The 15,727-nt window shown below is 71.3% G+C and carries 17 protein-coding genes; 16 read left to right on the top strand and 1 reads right to left on the bottom strand.

The features are described 5' to 3' along the window. Positions 1 to 146: 146 nt before the first annotated feature. Positions 147 to 338, bottom strand: coding sequence for a hypothetical protein (locus H516_RS0106065; protein ID WP_022888827.1), 192 nt, complete (start codon positions 336 to 338; stop codon positions 147 to 149). A gap of 101 nt (positions 339 to 439) precedes the next feature. Here H516_RS0106065 and H516_RS0106060 point away from each other — a divergent pair, with 101 nt between their 5' ends. The 16 genes from H516_RS0106060 (at position 440) to H516_RS0105985 (ending at position 15,722) form a co-directional block, all read left to right on the top strand. Further along, on the top strand, positions 440 to 1,672 hold the full coding sequence (locus H516_RS0106060) for a P-loop NTPase family protein (protein ID WP_022888826.1): 1,233 nt from the start codon (positions 440 to 442) through the stop codon (positions 1,670 to 1,672). 154 nt (positions 1,673 to 1,826) lie between these two features. Next, positions 1,827 to 2,807, top strand: coding sequence for an EamA family transporter (locus tag H516_RS0106055; protein WP_022888825.1), 981 nt, complete (start codon positions 1,827 to 1,829; stop codon positions 2,805 to 2,807). An 86-nt stretch (positions 2,808 to 2,893) separates the two neighbouring features. Then, positions 2,894 to 3,262 (top strand): GntR family transcriptional regulator, encoded by a 369-nt coding sequence (locus H516_RS0106050; RefSeq protein WP_022888824.1) that lies wholly within the window; start codon positions 2,894 to 2,896, stop codon positions 3,260 to 3,262. Further along, a complete protein-coding gene (locus tag H516_RS0106045) occupies positions 3,259 to 4,164 on the top strand; it encodes an ABC transporter ATP-binding protein (RefSeq protein ID WP_022888823.1) in 906 nt (301 codons plus the stop codon). The genes H516_RS0106050 and H516_RS0106045 overlap by 4 nt, the downstream gene beginning before the upstream one ends. Continuing rightward, positions 4,161 to 4,952: a hypothetical protein gene (locus tag H516_RS0106040; protein ID WP_022888822.1), complete on the top strand. Its 792-nt coding sequence runs from the start codon at positions 4,161 to 4,163 to the stop codon at positions 4,950 to 4,952. Before H516_RS0106045 ends, H516_RS0106040 begins: the two co-directional genes overlap by 4 nt. Positions 4,953 to 5,081: 129 nt before the next feature. Then, positions 5,082 to 5,798, top strand: coding sequence for an ABC transporter ATP-binding protein (locus H516_RS18675; protein ID WP_022888821.1), 717 nt, complete (start codon positions 5,082 to 5,084; stop codon positions 5,796 to 5,798). Then, entirely contained in the window at positions 5,795 to 7,111 is a 1,317-nt protein-coding gene (locus H516_RS0106030; protein WP_022888820.1) for an FtsX-like permease family protein, read from the top strand. Before H516_RS18675 ends, H516_RS0106030 begins: the two co-directional genes overlap by 4 nt. 119 nt (positions 7,112 to 7,230) lie before the next feature. Continuing rightward, positions 7,231 to 7,566, top strand: a complete 336-nt coding sequence (locus H516_RS0106025; protein ID WP_022888819.1) for a chorismate mutase — start codon at positions 7,231 to 7,233, stop codon at positions 7,564 to 7,566. Next, positions 7,563 to 8,522, top strand: a complete 960-nt coding sequence (locus tag H516_RS0106020) for an SDR family NAD(P)-dependent oxidoreductase (RefSeq protein ID WP_245561732.1) — start codon at positions 7,563 to 7,565, stop codon at positions 8,520 to 8,522. The genes H516_RS0106025 and H516_RS0106020 overlap by 4 nt, the downstream gene beginning before the upstream one ends. Beyond that, positions 8,519 to 8,713, top strand: coding sequence for a hypothetical protein (locus tag H516_RS22005; RefSeq protein ID WP_157432161.1), 195 nt, complete (start codon positions 8,519 to 8,521; stop codon positions 8,711 to 8,713). Before H516_RS0106020 ends, H516_RS22005 begins: the two co-directional genes overlap by 4 nt. A gap of 206 nt (positions 8,714 to 8,919) precedes the next feature. Continuing rightward, positions 8,920 to 9,846: a phosphate/phosphite/phosphonate ABC transporter substrate-binding protein gene (locus H516_RS0106010; protein ID WP_022888817.1), complete on the top strand. Its 927-nt coding sequence runs from the start codon at positions 8,920 to 8,922 to the stop codon at positions 9,844 to 9,846. Between the two features lie 61 nt (positions 9,847 to 9,907). Further along, positions 9,908 to 10,807 carry a phosphonate ABC transporter ATP-binding protein gene (phnC, locus tag H516_RS18670; RefSeq protein WP_022888816.1) on the top strand — a complete coding sequence of 300 codons (900 nt, stop codon included), beginning with the start codon at positions 9,908 to 9,910 and terminating at the stop codon, positions 10,805 to 10,807. Next, positions 10,807 to 12,591: a phosphonate ABC transporter, permease protein PhnE gene (phnE, locus tag H516_RS0106000; protein ID WP_022888815.1), complete on the top strand. Its 1,785-nt coding sequence runs from the start codon at positions 10,807 to 10,809 to the stop codon at positions 12,589 to 12,591. The genes phnC and phnE overlap by 1 nt, the downstream gene beginning before the upstream one ends. After that, positions 12,567 to 13,763: a TIGR03364 family FAD-dependent oxidoreductase gene (locus H516_RS0105995; RefSeq protein ID WP_022888814.1), complete on the top strand. Its 1,197-nt coding sequence runs from the start codon at positions 12,567 to 12,569 to the stop codon at positions 13,761 to 13,763. Before phnE ends, H516_RS0105995 begins: the two co-directional genes overlap by 25 nt. Further along, positions 13,760 to 14,554: a phosphonatase-like hydrolase gene (locus tag H516_RS0105990; protein ID WP_022888813.1), complete on the top strand. Its 795-nt coding sequence runs from the start codon at positions 13,760 to 13,762 to the stop codon at positions 14,552 to 14,554. The genes H516_RS0105995 and H516_RS0105990 overlap by 4 nt, the downstream gene beginning before the upstream one ends. A 7-nt stretch (positions 14,555 to 14,561) precedes the next feature. After that, on the top strand, positions 14,562 to 15,722 hold the full coding sequence (locus H516_RS0105985; RefSeq protein WP_022888812.1) for an alcohol dehydrogenase catalytic domain-containing protein: 1,161 nt from the start codon (positions 14,562 to 14,564) through the stop codon (positions 15,720 to 15,722). Positions 15,723 to 15,727 lie beyond the last annotated feature (5 nt).

Here is a 15,727-nt window from a genome sequence, read left to right as displayed (position 1 = left end):
GTGGGGGCCCGCCGCCGGACGGCACTCGGCACGGCGGCACCGCCTGCCCCACCGTGCCGAAACCGATCGGGCGGATGCCCCGGGGTCAGCCCCGTGGCATCCGCCCGCCTCGTGGTCTCGTTGCGCTTCGCTGCTCGACCGACGAATCAGCCGCGTCGCCGTCTCGCGATACCCCAGCTGAGCAGGGCGACGCCGACGACCGCGACGATCGGCCCGACGATCGCCCAGAGGGTCACGCCGCTCATGGCCGAGCCGGGCAGCGCTCCCACGCCCTGCAGTGTCCAGACGATCCCGGACAGAGCCAGCAGGACTCCGCCGATGATGAGCACCCAGTTCATGAGCTCCGCCCTTCGTCGGCGCCAGCCTATTCTTGGGCCGGGTCGCCGTCGAGGGTGTTGATAACTTTATCGGCGGGATGGGCAGTGATAAACTTATCAGCATGCGCGACGCTCTCGACAACCCGTTCAGCCCCGGCTCCGACACCATCCCCGAGGTGTGGGCCGGGCGCACCGAACAGCTGAGCGATTGGCGGGACGTGGTTCGCCCACGCCGCCTTGCCGGTCTTCCAGAACGTGGCAGAACGATTCTCGGTGAGCCCGGGCTCGGCAAGTCGACGCTGGTTCGTCGCATCGCGCAAGAGGCGACGCGCTCTGGCGACTGGGTCACCCCGCAACTCCGCATCCCCGCGGGCGCCGACCCCCTCAAACTCGTCGCAGATGCCGTGCTGAAACTCGCTGCCGACGCGGGGCTGCCGGCTTCGCGCGAGAAGCGGATCTCCGACACGATCGCACGGGTGCAGGCGGTCGCCGTCTCCGGCATCTCGCTCACGATTCGCGGAGCAGACGGACTCGAGCCCTACTCGGCGCTCACGCAGCTGCTGATCGAGGTTGGGCGCGCGGCGATCGCGCGTCGGGACGTCATTGCGCTGATCCACATCGACGAGATTCAGAACATCACGGACGAACGGGCGCTCTCGCAGCTGCTCATCGCGCTCGGTGATGCGCTCACGCACGAGGTCGAGGTCGACGTGCCCGGGGGCGCCCGCGTGAATCGCTCCCTGCCGATCGCCGTGTACCTGACCGGTCTGCCCGACTTCGAAGACATGGCCGGGGCTCGGAAGGGTGCGACTTTCGCGCGACGATTCAAGACCACCACGCTCTCAGCGATCGACGACGAAGATCTTGCCGAGGCGCTGCAGGTCTTCGTCCTCGAGGGCTGGGAGGTCTCCGACGGCAACGGTGGCACCGCGCGCATCCGTATGGAACCCGACGCGGCCGCCCGCGTCGTCGACATCTGCCGTGGTGAGCCGTTCCTATTCCAGCTCGCCGGTGAACAGGCGTGGTACGCCGGGGTGGGCGCAACGATCACCGCAGAAGAGGTTCTCCGCGGTTGGCGCGGGGCGCAACGCGAAGCGACCGCGCATGTCGAACGCATCCTCGAGCGACTGCCGGCGCGCGAGCGGCTGTTGCTGCAGGCGATGGCCGAGCTTCCCGCGGAGGCGCGCACGCTCACCCGCATCGCGGAGGGGATGGGCCTCGCCAAGGTCACCGATGCGGGGCCGACCTCGCAGCGGCTCGACACCGTCCGCGGCATCATCGATCGCGGCAAGCCGTACTCCTTCCGGCATCGTGCCGTCGAGGCATACCTGAGCAGCGACTGGCCGAAGGTCTGACGCGGGAGGTCTCGAGACGCTCGCTCCTCGACCGCCGAGGTCGGTCGGCCTTTTCGAGCGGCCGGATGCCACGGGGCTGCCGTTCTTCGGCGGATTCCGGACACGGAGTTCGGGAGGCATTCCGGCGGGTGTCCCGCCGCCGTAGCCTCGGTGGGTGAGCAGCACCGAATCGATCGAAGCCCCCGCTGAAGCATCCGTCTCGGCGCCGCCGAAGCGGCTGTCGACGTGGGTGCAGTTCCTCGCGATGGGGCTCGTGTGGGGCGCGAGCTTCCTCTTCATGAAGGTCGCGCTCGACGGGGTGTCGTTCGGGCAGGTCGCGTGGTCGCGAACCGTGCTGGGCGGCCTCGCCCTCGGGGTCATCGTGCTCGTGACGCGGCCGCGCGTGACCGCACCAGACGGTGCGCCCGGCCCGGTGCTGCCGCGAGAACCGGCCGTGTGGGGGCACTTCCTGGTCGTCTCGCTCACGACCTGCGTCATCCCGTACCTGTGCTTCGCGTGGGCCGAGCAGTACGTCTCGTCGAGCCTCGCCTCGATCTACAACGCGACGACGCCGATCATGACGGCGCTCATGGCGACGCTCGTGTTCCGTGTCGAGAAGCTGGGGCTCAGCCGCTGGGCGGGCGTCGGCGTCGGCATCCTCGGGGTGCTCGTCGTGATTGGTCCGTGGCAGATCACGGCGCTCACGGGCAGCGTCGCGGGACAGCTCGCCTGCCTCGTCGCGACGGCCTGCTACGGCTTCACCTTCGGCTACCAGCGCAAGTTCCTGAGCGGCCGGCCGATCGCGCCGGCGACGTTCGCCTTCCTCTCGATCGGGGTGTCGGCGGTCGTCATGCTCGTGTTGACGCCCGTCGTGGCGATCGGGCCGGTCGAGCTCGACTTGCCCGTCGTGCTCTCGCTGGTCGCGCTCGGCCTGCTCGGAACGGGGCTCGCCTACATCTGGAACATCAACGTGCTGCGCGCGTGGGGCCCGACCGGCACCTCGACGGTCACCTACGTGACGCCGGTCGTCGGGGTCGCCCTCGGCGTGATGCTGCTCGGCGAACGCTTCTCGTGGCACGAGCCGCTCGGTGCCGCGCTCGTGCTCGTGGGCATCCTGCTCACCCAGGGGCGGTTGCGACTTTCACGAAAGGGTTGACATCCTCGCCCAAGGGTGGTTGGTTAGTTGCTGAAGTAACTAACCAACATGCGAGGTGAACGCCTCGCCGCACCAGATGGGCGGGCATGGACGACTCGCGACCGATCTTCATCCAGATCGCGGAACAGCTCGAGAACGACATCATCGACGGAACGCTGCCCGAGGGCTCGCAGATCCCGTCGATCAACGAGTTCGCGGCATTCCTCAGGGTGAACCCGGCCACCGCACTGAAGGGGGTGGGTCGTCTTGTCGACGACGGATTCGTGGAGAAGCGACGGGGGATCGGCATGTTCGTGACCGTCGGCGCCCGTGATCGCCTCATCCAGCGGCGACGGGCCGAATTCAGCGCCCAGTACCTTCGACCCCTCCTCGTCGAGGCCGACAAGCTCGGTATCGACGTCGACGACCTGGCGGGCATGCTCGCCGCACTCCGATCCGAGAGGACCGCATCATGACCACCACCGTGGCCCGGGTATCCGGACTCACGAAGCGCTACGGCGACTTCACCGCCGTCGACGGCGTCGACTTCACGCTCGAGGAGAACCGCATCTACGGGCTCCTCGGCCGCAACGGCGCCGGCAAGACGACCATCATGCAGCTGCTCACCGGGCAGCTCTTCCCGAACGGCGGTGAGATCGAGGTCTTCGGGCGGACCCCGGCCGAGCACGCCGACGTGCTGCGACGTCTCTGCTTCATCGCCGAGTCGCAGCGCTACCCCGAAGACTTCGCCCCGCGGCACGTCTTCACGGCCGCGCCGTGGTTCTTCGAGAACTGGGACCAGGAGTTCGCCGACCGGCTCATCGCCGACTTCCGTTTGCCGCTCAAGCGTCCCATCAAGAAGCTCAGCCGGGGTCAGCTCTCTGCCGTCGGCGTGATCGTCGGACTCGCCTCCCGGGCGCCGCTCACCTTCTTCGACGAGCCGTACCTCGGGCTCGACGCGGTCGCGCGCCACATCTTCTACGATCGGCTGCTCGAGGACTTCGCCGCGCACCCCCGCACGATCGTGCTCTCGACGCACCTGATCGACGAGGTCGCGAACCTGCTCGAGCACATCATCCTGATCGACCAGGGGCGGATCCTCCTCGACCGCGACGCCGAGGAGGTGCGCGGCTCGGCGACGACGATCGCGGGTGCCCGCGCCGCCGTCGAGCAGTTCGTCGCCGATCGGCCGGTCATCGGCCGCGAGGGCCTCGGCGGGCTCGCCTCCGTCACCATCGACGGGCGGCTCGACCACGCCGAGCGCGTGCGCGCCGCCGAGCTCGGCCTCGAGCTCGCGCCCGTTTCGCTCCAGCAGCTCATCGTCCACCTCACCGGCGCCGACCTCGCCGCTTCGATCGAACAGGAGGCCGCAGCATGACCGCCGTCACCACGACCGCCGCCACCGCCGAACGGGAGGCGTCGATGTCCAGCCGAGTCCGTCCGGGCGAGATCTGGCGCATCGTCCGCCTGCTCGCCGTGAACCCCACGATCTTCTTCGGTGTGCCCTGGCTCATCCTCGGCGGCGCCTGGGCCGTCACGATGATCGTGGCGCTCATCATCCAGGGGGCCGGCGGGGCCGCGGTCGACGCGAGCGACATCCAGGAGGGCTTCCGCTACAGCTGGGCCGTGCTCTCACCCCAGTGGTACCTCGTCGCGGTCGGCGTGCAGGCCGTCGCGTTCACCTTCTCGTTCGCGCTCGGCTTCGGCTCGACGCGACGCGACTACTGGCTCGGCCTCAGCGCGATGTTCGTGTTCGTCGCGGCCGAGATGGCCGTCGCCATCGCGACCCTCGTGCAGATCGAGAAGGCGACCGGCGGCTGGTGGATCGGGGCCGGCATGTTCGACACACTCTGGTACGGGCAGTCGGGGTGGACGTTCGACTTCTTCACGACGTTCTCGCTCCAGCTGTTCGTGCTCTTCGTCGGCGCCGGAGTGACGACCGTGTACATGCGGTGGCGGGTGCGCGGAATGATGACCCTGTTCTTCAGCTTCGTCGCCCTCGTGCTCGCGCTCATCGCCGGCTTCACCTTCACGAACACCTGGCCTGCCGTGCTGAGCTGGTTCGCCTCGATCGGTCTGCTCGGGGTGTTCACCCTCACGCTCGTCGCCGCGGTCGTCGCGGCCGTTGCGGGATTCCTGGTCATCCGGAAGGCCACACCGCGCTGAGGTTTCGAGACGGTCGCTCCGTTTCCACCTCGACCAGCGGACGGGGTCATCCGGGGGGATGACCCCGTCGGGCGGGAGATACCTCTCCCGCCCGACGCGTGTTCCCCGCCGCCCGGGCAGGCTCGAAGCATGAGTTCCTTCGTGCTCGAGGCATCCGGCCTCGTGAAGTCCTTCGGTCAGACGCACGCGCTCGCGGGCGTCGACCTCCGTGTGCGCACCGGCGAGTCGCTCGCCATCATGGGAGCCTCCGGCTCGGGCAAGACGACGCTGCTGCACTGCCTCGCCGGCATCGTCGCACCCGACACCGGCACGGTGGCGTTCCAGTCGGGCGCCGGGCGGGTCGAGGTCACGGCGCTCGGCGAGCGGGAGCGCTCGCGCCTGCGTCGCGAAGCGTTCGGCTTCGTGTTCCAGCAGGGCCTGCTGATTCCCGAGCTCACTGCGGTCGAGAACGTCGCACTCGCACTCATGCTGAACGGGATGCCTCGCGCCCGCGCCGAGGAATACGGTGGCGGCTGGCTCGCCGCCCTGGGGCTCGCCGGCATGGAGGACCGCCGCATCGGCCAGCTCTCGGGCGGACAGGCGCAGCGCGTCGCCATCGCGCGAGCGCAGGTCACGGGGGCGGCCGTGGTGTTCGCCGACGAGCCGACCGGCGCACTCGACTCGGCCACCTCCGCCGAGGTGATGCGGGCGCTGCTCGACTCCACGACCGGGCAGGGCCGCACGCTCGTCGTCGTCACCCACGACGCAGACGTCGCGGGGCGCTGTTCGCGCATCGTCGACATGCGCGACGGGCGCATCGTCGGCGAGCGGGTGCCCGCGGGCGCGAGCGCGGAGGCCGGCGCATGATCGGCCGCGTCGCCTGGCTGCTCGCCCGGCCCGGAACGGGCGGCCTCGCCCCGCTCGCGCTGCCCGCCACCGCGTTCGCGATCGTCACCGCGCTGCTGCTCACCGTGCTCGGCGGCGCCCAGTCGTTCTGGAGCTGGACCGACGACATGGGGGTCACGTATCAGGCGCTCGCCGTGGTCGCCCTCGTGCTGCTGGTGGTGCCGCTGTCCTCGCTCGGCGGCGCCGCGGCCCGTCTCTCGGCCCGACGCCGCGACGACCGGCTCGCGACCCTGCGACTGCTCGGCGCGACGCCCGCCACAGTGTCGGCACTCGCCGTGCTCGAATCGGTGGTGCTCGCGGTCGTCGGCGCCGTCGCCGGGGTCGTGCTCTACTTCCTCCTCGTGCCGCTCATCGCGCTCATCCCGTTCCGCGGCGAGCCGCTCGGCCTCGACGGCGTGCTGCTCGGGCTGCCCGCACTCGTCGGCGTCGTCGGCGGCGTCGCGCTGCTCGCCGCCGCGAGTGCGGTGCTCGGGCTCCGCCAGGTCGTCATCTCGCCGCTCGGCGTGCGCACGAGGCAGGACGCCCCGAAGCTGCACTGGCTGCGCATCGTCGTGGGCCTCGCAGTCATCGCGGTCGCGTTCGGCATGATGGCCGTGCTTCAGGTGGCCGGCTCGGCGATGGTCATCCTCGCGATGCTCGGTGCGGCGTTCGGCGGCACGATCGCCGTGCTGAACCTGATCGGGCCGTGGGTGATCCGCCTCGTCGCGCGGTCGCAGGCGCGGCGCGCGAAGACCCCCCAGCGACTCCTGGCCGCACGCGCCGTGCTCGAGTCGCCCAAGGCGGCCTGGCGGCAGGTCTCCGGCGTCGCCATGACGAGCTTCATGGCCGTGTTCGCGGGCACCGGCATCGCCCTGCTCGGCTCGTTCGGGGAGGCCGCCGACACCGAGTCGATGCTGCTGTTCGCCGACATCCGCACCGGCATCCTGATCACCGTCGTCGGCTCGTTCCTCATGGTCGCCTGCTCGGTCGGCGTGAACCAGGCCGCCTCCATCCTCGACCGGGCCGACCTCTCCCGCTCGCTCGGCATGCTCGGCATGCCGACGGCGACGATGGAGGCCGCACGGCGCCGCTCGGTGATGTCGCCGCTGCGCATCACCGCGATCGGTTCGGCCGTGACGGCGGCGGTCGTGATGCTGCCGCTCACGGGGATCACGATCATCGTCGCCCCGCTCTCGCTCGCGGTCATCGCCGCCGTGCTCGCAGCGGGCATCGGGGTCGTCTGGCTCGGCCTCGTCGCCACGAAGCCGATGCTCGAGCGGTCGGCATCCGTGTGAGTCTCGTGGGTTGAGGAGGCGCACCAGCGCCGTCTCGAGGCCCGGTCGCGGTCGAGGGTTTCGAGACGCTCGCTTCGCTCGCTCCTCAACCCGCCGAAGCGGGCGGGTACGCTCGAACCATGACCAATGCGCCCGCCTTCGACGACCGGGACGCCGCGATGAGCGAACTGCTCGGCATCCGCTCGAGCATCGACAACATCGACGCGGCGCTCATCCACCTGCTCGCCGAACGGTTCAAGTTCACGCAGCAGGTCGGTCGGCTGAAGGCCGCGCACGGGTTGCCGCCGAGCGACCCCGGTCGCGAGCAGCGCCAGATCGCCCGGTTGCGGGCGCTCGCCGTCGACGCGCACCTCGACCCCGCCTTCGCCGAGAAGTGGTTCAACTTCGTCGTCGCCGAGGTGATCCAGCACCACGAGGAGCTCGCGAACGGCGGCGGCACCCCCGGCGAACTGTGAGCCGGGCCGCCCGTCGGGGCTGGTACCCGCTCGAGCTGCCCGCGCTGGCCGGCCGGCGGTACCTCGTCACCGGCGCGAACGCCGGGCTCGGATTCTTCACCGCGGCCCGGCTCGCCGGTGCCGGCGCCCAGGTCGTGCTCAGCGGGCGCAGCCCTGAGCGCCTCGAGGCGGCGATGGCGGCGATCCGCGGCGCGATGGCGGCTCGGTCCCTGAGCCCCGTCGAAGGGGCCGTCGAACCGATCGTGATCGACCAGGCCTCGATCGACTCGGTGCGCGCCGGAGTCGCCCGTCTGCGGCATCGCCCGGCGTTCGACGGCATCGTGACCAATGCGGGCATGGTGCACACGCCCGGCGATCGTCTCGAGTCGCCCGACGGCAACGAGCTCGTGCTCGCGACGAACGTGCTCGGCCACTTCGCGCTCGTCGCCGGGCTGCTGCCGCACCTCGCGCCGGGCGCACGCATCGTCGCGCTCGGCTCGCTATCGAGCCGGCTGTCGACGTTCCGCATCAACGAGCTTCAGCTCGAGCGCCGCTACGACTTCTGGCGCGCCTACGCCCAGTCGAAGATCGCGGCGCAGGTCTTCGCCTTCGAGCTCGACCGGCGGCTGCGGGCGGCGGGCAGCAGCGTGTCGAGCCTCGTCGCGCACCCGGGCTACTCGATCAGCGGTCGCACCCCGCGCGTGCCCGGCGTCAACGAGCCGAGCGCGGGCGGCCGCTTCGCCGACGCGTTGCAGGCGGCCTGGGCGCAGGGCAAGCACCGCGGCGCCGAGGTCACCCTGCACGCGCTCACCGCGCCCGAGGCGCACGGCGGCGAGTTCTGGGGGCCGCGGTGGTCGACCAAGGGCGCCCCGACGTTGCACACGCCGACCCGCACCTCCACCGACCCCGCGATCGGCACCGCCTTCTGGGCGTTCGCCGAAGATGCCACGGGCACGACGTTCACCGTCGGCGTATGAGCCGACCGCCCGGGCGTCCGATGCGCTTCTCGCGGCCGGCGTTCCGGCGCGTCCTCTCGCGGGTCGTGGTCGTGATCGGCATCGTGCTCGCCCTGATCGGTGTCGTCTCGGGCCGCTACGGCTGGCTCTTCGCCGGCATCATCGTCACCGGTCTCGGCGCGGCCTACGGCCCCTGGCGCCTCCGTCGCTGACTCGATCCGGGCGACCCGGGCGACCCGGGCGACCCGGGCGACCCGGGCGACCCGGGCGACCCGGGCGACCCGCGCGCACGCGCCGTACGGGGTTCACCTCCCGGTAACCGCGCCGCCGCCGGGTGTTGGCGACCGCTGCGTACGTTGAGCCATCGGAACACACAGCATGCGCCTGCACCGGGCGCAGCGGTCACGAAAGGTTTCCGATGAAGCTCAACACCACGGCCTGGCCCGCGCTCGCCGCGGCCGCCCTGCTCACCTTCGGCCTGGCGGCCTGCGCGTCGCCCTCATCGGCCGACGACTCGGCGGCGGGCGGCTCGGGCGCGAAGTTCGCGGTCGACGAGAACACCCTCGTCTTCGGCGTCGTGCCCGACTCGGTCGACACCGAGACGAATTACCAGCCGCTCATGGACTACCTCGCCGCCGAGACCGGCAAGACGGTCGAGTACCACGAGTCGACCGACTACGCCGCCCTCATCGAGGCCGCCGTCGCGGGCAAGATCGACGTCGCGAGCTTCTCGGGTTTCACCTACGTGACCGCGACGAACAACGGCGCCGCGATCACCCCGATCTCCTCGATCATCACCGAGGAGGGCCAGGAACCCGGCTACTACTCGCAGGCGATCGTGCCCAAGGGCAGCGACATCACGGAGCTCGCGGACTTCGCCGGCAAGAAGGTCTGCTTCGTCGACCCGTCGTCGACCTCGGGCTACCTCTTCCCGAGCTACAACCTCCTGAACGAGGACGTCGACCCGAAGACCGACGTCACCCCGGTGTTCGCCGGAAAGCACGACGTCTCGGTCACCAAGACCGGCGAGGGCGTCGAGTGCGAGGCGGGCTTCGCCGAGGACAGCGAGGTCGTCAAGAGCGACAAGGTCGAGGTCATCGCCGAGACCATGGTGCCCGGCGCGCCGATCGTCGTCTCCGACACCCTTCCCGAGGAGCTCAAGACCCAGCTGACCGAGATCCTCGGCGAGGTCACGATCGACGAGATCATCGAGTCAGGCGTCGAGTCGGCCGACAGCGAGGGTTTCCGCAGCGTGTTCTTCGCGACGCTGCCGGTCGACGACGAGTACTACGACACCATCCGCGACATCTGCGAGAAGACCGAAGCGGAGCAGTGCCAGGGCTGACGCCAAGCACTGAGCACCGGTCGGAGCGCACGGAACACGGAAACGGAAGACGGAGCATCGGATGAGCAGCCCAGTCGGCAACGAGGATTCGGTCGTCATCGACGTCGAGAGGCTCACGAAGTCGTTCGGTTCGACGGTCGCACTGCGGGATGCCGCGCTGCGGGTCGAGCGGGGAGAGATCGTCGTGCTGCTCGGCCTCTCGGGCTCGGGCAAGTCGACGCTGCTCCGGCACCTCGACGGCCTCGAGACCCCGACCGCAGGTTCCGTGCGTGTGCTCGGCCAGGAGGTGCCGCGCCTCACCGGCCGGCGCCTCCGGGCCCTGCGCAGCCGGATCGGCTTCGTCTTCCAGCAGTTCGAGCTGGTGCCCTCGCTCACCGTGCTCGAGAACGTGCTCACGGGAGCACTCGCCGAGCTTCGCGGCCCGCGGCTCGGGCTCTGGAGCTACCCGAGGCGCCTGAAGCTCACCGCCCTCGGCCACCTCGACCGGGTCGGCCTGCTCGACCGCGCGTACCAGCGCGCCGACACCCTCTCAGGCGGTCAGCAGCAGCGCGTCGCGATCGCCCGCGCCCTCATGCAGGACCCCGAGATCCTCCTCGCCGACGAGCCCGTCGCCTCGCTCGACCCCGAGTCGAGCGAGCAGGTCATGGCACTCATCCGAGAGATCGCCATGGACGCCGGGCTCACCGTCGTCTGCAGCCTGCACCAGGTCGACCTCGCCCTCTCGTGGGGCGACCGCATCGTCGGGCTCCGCCACGGCGAGGTCGTGCTCGACACCCCGGCGGAGGGGCTCTCGAAAGTCGAGGTCATGGAGATCTACGGTCGCGTCGCGACGGCGACCGCCGAACTCGAGGCCATCGAACGCGAGCTCGTCGACGAGCTCGGCGCCGCGGATGCCGCGGCGCCCGAGCGCTCCGCCGCGCCCGCGCCGCTCGTGGCCGCAGGCGAGAACCGGGCGGGCTGATGTCGACCCTCGTCGCACCGTCACGGCGGCCCGCCGAGGCATCCGATGCCCGTTCGGTGGCCGAGCGCGCGCCGAAACGCGGCCGCTCGCCCGAGCGGATCGCCGCCTCACTCACGCTCGTGGCGATCGTGGTCGCGTCGATCATCGCGCTCGCCGACTCGGGCATCTCGATCCCGCACATGATCGAGAGTTGGGGCAACGCCGAGCGCTTCTTCGCCCGGGTGGGTCCGATCAGCTTCCCCGAGCCGGCGCAGCTGCTCTACCTGACCGCACTCACGATCGGGCTCGTGCTCTGCGGCACCCTGCTCGCCGCCGTGATCTCGGTGCCGGTCGCCTACCTCGCCGCGTCGAATACGACGCCCGGGGGCGGCCTGCAGGCGTTCGGGCGCTTCGTCACGGTGCTGACCCGCGCGATCCCCGACGTCGTGCTCGCCATGGTCTTCGTGCTCATGTTCTCGCTCGGCTCGCTGCCGGGCATCCTCGCCATCGGCATCCACTCGATCGGCATGATCTCGAAGCTCTTCGCCGACGCCATCGAGCAGATCGACGAGGGGCCCAGGCGTGCGATCCGTGCAGCTGGCGGATCGACGTGGCAGGAGTTCACCAGCGGGATCCTGCCGCAGGTGCTGCCCTCCTGGGTCGCAACGGTGCTGCACCGCAACGACATCAACCTGCGCGGCTCGGTCGTGCTCGGCTACGTCGGCGTGGTCGGACTCGGCATGGAGATGTCGTTCGCGTTCAAATCGCTGAACTACTCGCTCGGGCTCGGCATCGCCCTCGTCATGTTCGCGCTCTGCATCGTGATGGAGATCGTCTCGAGCATCGTGCGCTCGGCGATGCTGGGCGTGGCGCCGACCGGGCGCAGCCTCGGGGCGCGGCTCGCTCGGCGCGTGGGGCGTGCCTCCGCCGGTCGAGGAGCGCAGCGTCTCGAGACCTCGCGACCCGGTCTCGAGACGCCTCCATCGTCGGCTCCTCGACCGGCGGGAACTTCGCTCGAGGCGGCCCTCCGCCGCCCGTGGGATGCGGTGCGGATCCGCAACACCGCCTGGGGCTGGGCCGCGCTCGCGGTCGTCGTGGGCAGCGTGCTCATCTGCGACATCCAGTGGGGCGACCTCATCACCTTCTGGGCGAAGGTGCCCGCGATCGCCGTGCAGTTCTGGCCTCCGGACTTCGGCAACTACGACGCCGCGACGATGTTCGGTGCGATGGGCCAGACGATCGGCATCGCGCTCGCCGCGACCCTGCTCGCGCTCGTCGTGTCCGTGTTCGTCGGCTCGCTCGCCGCGCGCAACGTCGCGCCGAACGGAACCACGCGCACCTCGATGAGACTGCTCCTCGTCGTCATCCGCGGCATCCCCGAGGTGATCCTCGCGATCGTGCTCATCGTCATCACCGGGCTCGGCGCGCAGGCCGGCACGCTCGCGCTCGCTTTCGGCGGCATCGGCCTCGCGGGCAAGCTCATCGCGGACTCCTTCGAGGAGGTGAAGGCGGGGCCCGAGCGCGCGCTCCGGGCGACCGGCGCGAGCCGGGCGCAGGTGTACGCCTCGGCGACCGTGCCGCAGGGCACCCGGGCGCTCATCGGCCACAGCTTCTACCTGCTCGACACGAACATCCGGGCGGCGACCATCCTCGGCATCGTCGGCGGCGGCGGCATCGGCTACTACCTGCTGAACGCCGGCCAGGGCTCGAACTACCAGGTCGTCACCGCGATCGTGCTGATGATCCTCGCGACGGTGCTCGTCGTCGAGAGCCTCGCGATGTGGATGCGGCGGGTGTTCCGGTGAGCGGCGCGGCCGGCCGGGGCGTGCGCGACATCGCCGGCTACGACGTCGCCGTCGTCGGCTCGGGCATCGTCGGTCTCGGGGCGGCGCTCGCCGCGCACAGGCGGGGCCTGCGGGTCGTCGTGATCGAGCGCGGCAGCGAGCCGAGCGGAGCCTCGATCCGCAACTTCGGCCACCTCTGCTTCACCCCGCAGCACGGCGCCGCCCGCGAGTTCGCGCTCGACTCGCGCGAGCTCTGGCTGGGGCTCGCCCGCGACGCGGGGGTCTGGCTGCGCGAGTCCGGCACCCTCGTCGCGGCCCGTCACGACGACGAGTTCGCGGTGCTCGCCGAACTCGCCGCGCTGCGCGGCGACGACGAGGTGGTGCTGCTCGACGCGCCGGAGGCCGAGGCGCGCATCCCGCTCGCACCTGGCACAGCGGTCGGCGGGGCGCTCCTGCCGCGCGACCTGCAGGCGAACCCGCGGGAGGCGATCGCGACGATCGCCGCGCACCTCGAACGCGGCGGCGTCGAATTCCGTCGCCGCACCGCGGTCGGCCGGGTGGGCACCGGACGGGTCGAGACGAGCCGCGGGCCGATCGACGCCGGCGAGATCGTCGTCGCGGTGAACCACGACCTCGACCTGCTGTTCCCCGAGCTCGCGGAGGAGCGCGGCATCGTGCGCTGCGGGCTCGACATGCTGCGCGTCGATGCGGGCCTTGCGGCGCCCCTCGCCGCGCCGGTGCTCACCGGCTGGTCGCTCGTGCGCTACGGCGCGTTCGCGGCGACCCCGGCGGCTCAACGGTTGCGCGAGCGGCTGCATGCCGAACGCCCAGACCTCGCCGCCCTCGACCTCAACCAGATGTACACGCAGTTGCCCGACGGATCGCTCATCGTCGGCGACACCCACTCCCGGGGCGCCACGGTCGCGCCGTTCCAGAGCGAGGCCGCCTTCGAGGCGCTGCTCGAGATCACCGGCACGTTCTTCGGCGTCTCGCGCCCCCGCGTGCTCGAACGCTGGCAGGGCGTCTACGCGAGCGGGCCCGAGGAGTTCCTCGTCGAGCAGCCCGAACCCGGCGTGCACCTCGCCGCCGCGACGACCGGCGTCGGCATGACGTGCGGGCTCGGCCTCGCCGAACACGTCGTCGGCCTCGCGCTCGGCTCACCGCAGACCACCTCCGAGAAAGGCCGATCATGACCACCGACACCGACCTCTCCGCAGACCCCGCCGAGGGGCTCTCCGCAGACGAATCGGCCGAGTTCGACGAGCTCGCCGAACTCGGCGATCCCGATGACGTCGACGTGGAGGGCGAGATCGAGCTCATCGTGCTCGACATGGCCGGCACCACGGTCGCCGACGACGGCGTGGTCGAGCGGGCGTTCGCGCTCGCCGCCGAACGCAGCGGCATCGCCTCGGGTGACGACTTCGCCGAGGCGATCGACTACGTGCGCGACACCATGGGGCAGTCGAAGATCGAGGTGTTCCGCGTGCTCGCGAACGGCGACGAGGCGGCCGCGCAGCGTGCGAACGCCGAGTTCGAGGGCGCCTACGCCGAGCTCGTGGCGAGCGAGGGCGTCGCCGAGATCCCGGGCGCAGCACGCGTCATCGAGCGCCTGCGCGAGGCCGGGGCATCCGTCGTGCTCACCACCGGATTCTCGCCCGTCACCCGCGACGCCATTCTCGACGCACTCGACTGGCACGGCCTCGCCGACCTCGCGCTCTCGCCCGCCGATGCCGGCCGGGGCCGCCCGTACCCCGACCTGCCCCTCACGGCGCTGCTCCGCACCGAGGCGCGGGCGGTCGAGGCGATGGTCGTCGTCGGCGACACGGTGAGCGACGTCGAATCGGGGGTCGCCGCGGGCGCGGGCCTCGTCGTCGGCGTGCTGACCGGTGCGCACGATCGTGACGCGCTCGAGGCCGCCGGCGCCGACGCCGTCATCGACGGTATCGCCGAGCTGCCCGCGCTGCTCGGCCTGCACGGCGAGTAGGGCCGGGATGCACACGGTGGTGCGAGTCGCCGGTCCCGACCTGATCCTCAGGCCGTCGCCCATCGCGATGGTCTGGAACGAGCCGGGCCGAGCGCACGAGGCGCTCGCGGCGCCGGGGGTGCACCTCTCGGCGGGGGAGGCGCTCGTCGAGGTCGAGCTCGCCACGGTCTGCGGTTCGGACGTGCACACCGTGCGCGGAGACCGGCCGGCGCAGGCGCCCCTCGTGCTCGGACACGAGCAGGTCGGACGGGTCGTCGCCGTGGGCGACGGAGCGGTCCGTGCCGACGGTGCCCCGCTCGAACTCGGCGACCGCGTCGTCTGGTCGGTCGCGGTCAGTTGCGGTGACTGCGACCGGTGCCGCCGCGGCCTCGTCCAGAAGTGCCGCACGCTCGCGAAGTACGGGCACGAGCGGGTGCATCGCGGCTGGGAGCTCTCGGGCGGCTTCGCCACGCACGTGCAGCTCAGAGCGGGCACGGCCGTCGTTCGCGTGAGCGAGGAGCTGCCGGCGCTCGTCGCCGCGCCCGCCTCGTGCGCGACGGCGACGGCGGTGGCCGCGCTCGACGCGGCCGCAGCGCACGTGCCGCTCGCCGGGGCGCCGCTGCTCGTCACCGGCGGCGGCATGGTCGGCCTCAGCGTCGCCGCGATCGCGCGCGAGGCGGGCGCCGAGGTCGTCGTCTCCGATCCGGATGCCTCGCGGCGGGTGCTCGCCCGCCGATTCGGCGCGCGAACGGTCGACCCCTCGGCGGTGCCCGGCGACGGAGAGCATCTCGACTCGGTGCTCGCCGAGTTCGCCGCGCAGGGGCGACCCGAGCTGCTGATCGCCGTCGAAGCCTCTGGAGCGGCGTCCGCCGTGCGCACCGCCATCGCCGCGCTGGGCGTCGGCGGGGTCGCGGTGCTCGTCGGCAGCGTCTCGCCCGGCACCGAGGTGCGGCTCGATCCCGAGACCGTCGTGCGACGCCTCGTCGCCGTGACCGGCGTGCACAACTCCGCGCCCGAGCAGCTCGCCCGCGCGGTCGCGTTCCTCGAGCGCTCCTGGCGCTCGACGCCCCTCGATGAACTCGTCGGTGCGACGTACCCCCTCGACGAGCTCGATCTCGCCCTCGCCGCGGCGGCGACGGGCGAGCACGTGCGCATCGGGGTCGCGCCGGGGCGCCGCCCGCACCACTGAACCGG

It is taken from the genome of Agromyces italicus DSM 16388, assembly GCF_000421545.1.
Taxonomy (GTDB): domain Bacteria; phylum Actinomycetota; class Actinomycetes; order Actinomycetales; family Microbacteriaceae; genus Agromyces; species Agromyces italicus.
Note: the sequence above shows the minus strand (reverse complement) of the source record. Positions and strands in the feature narration are given on the sequence as shown.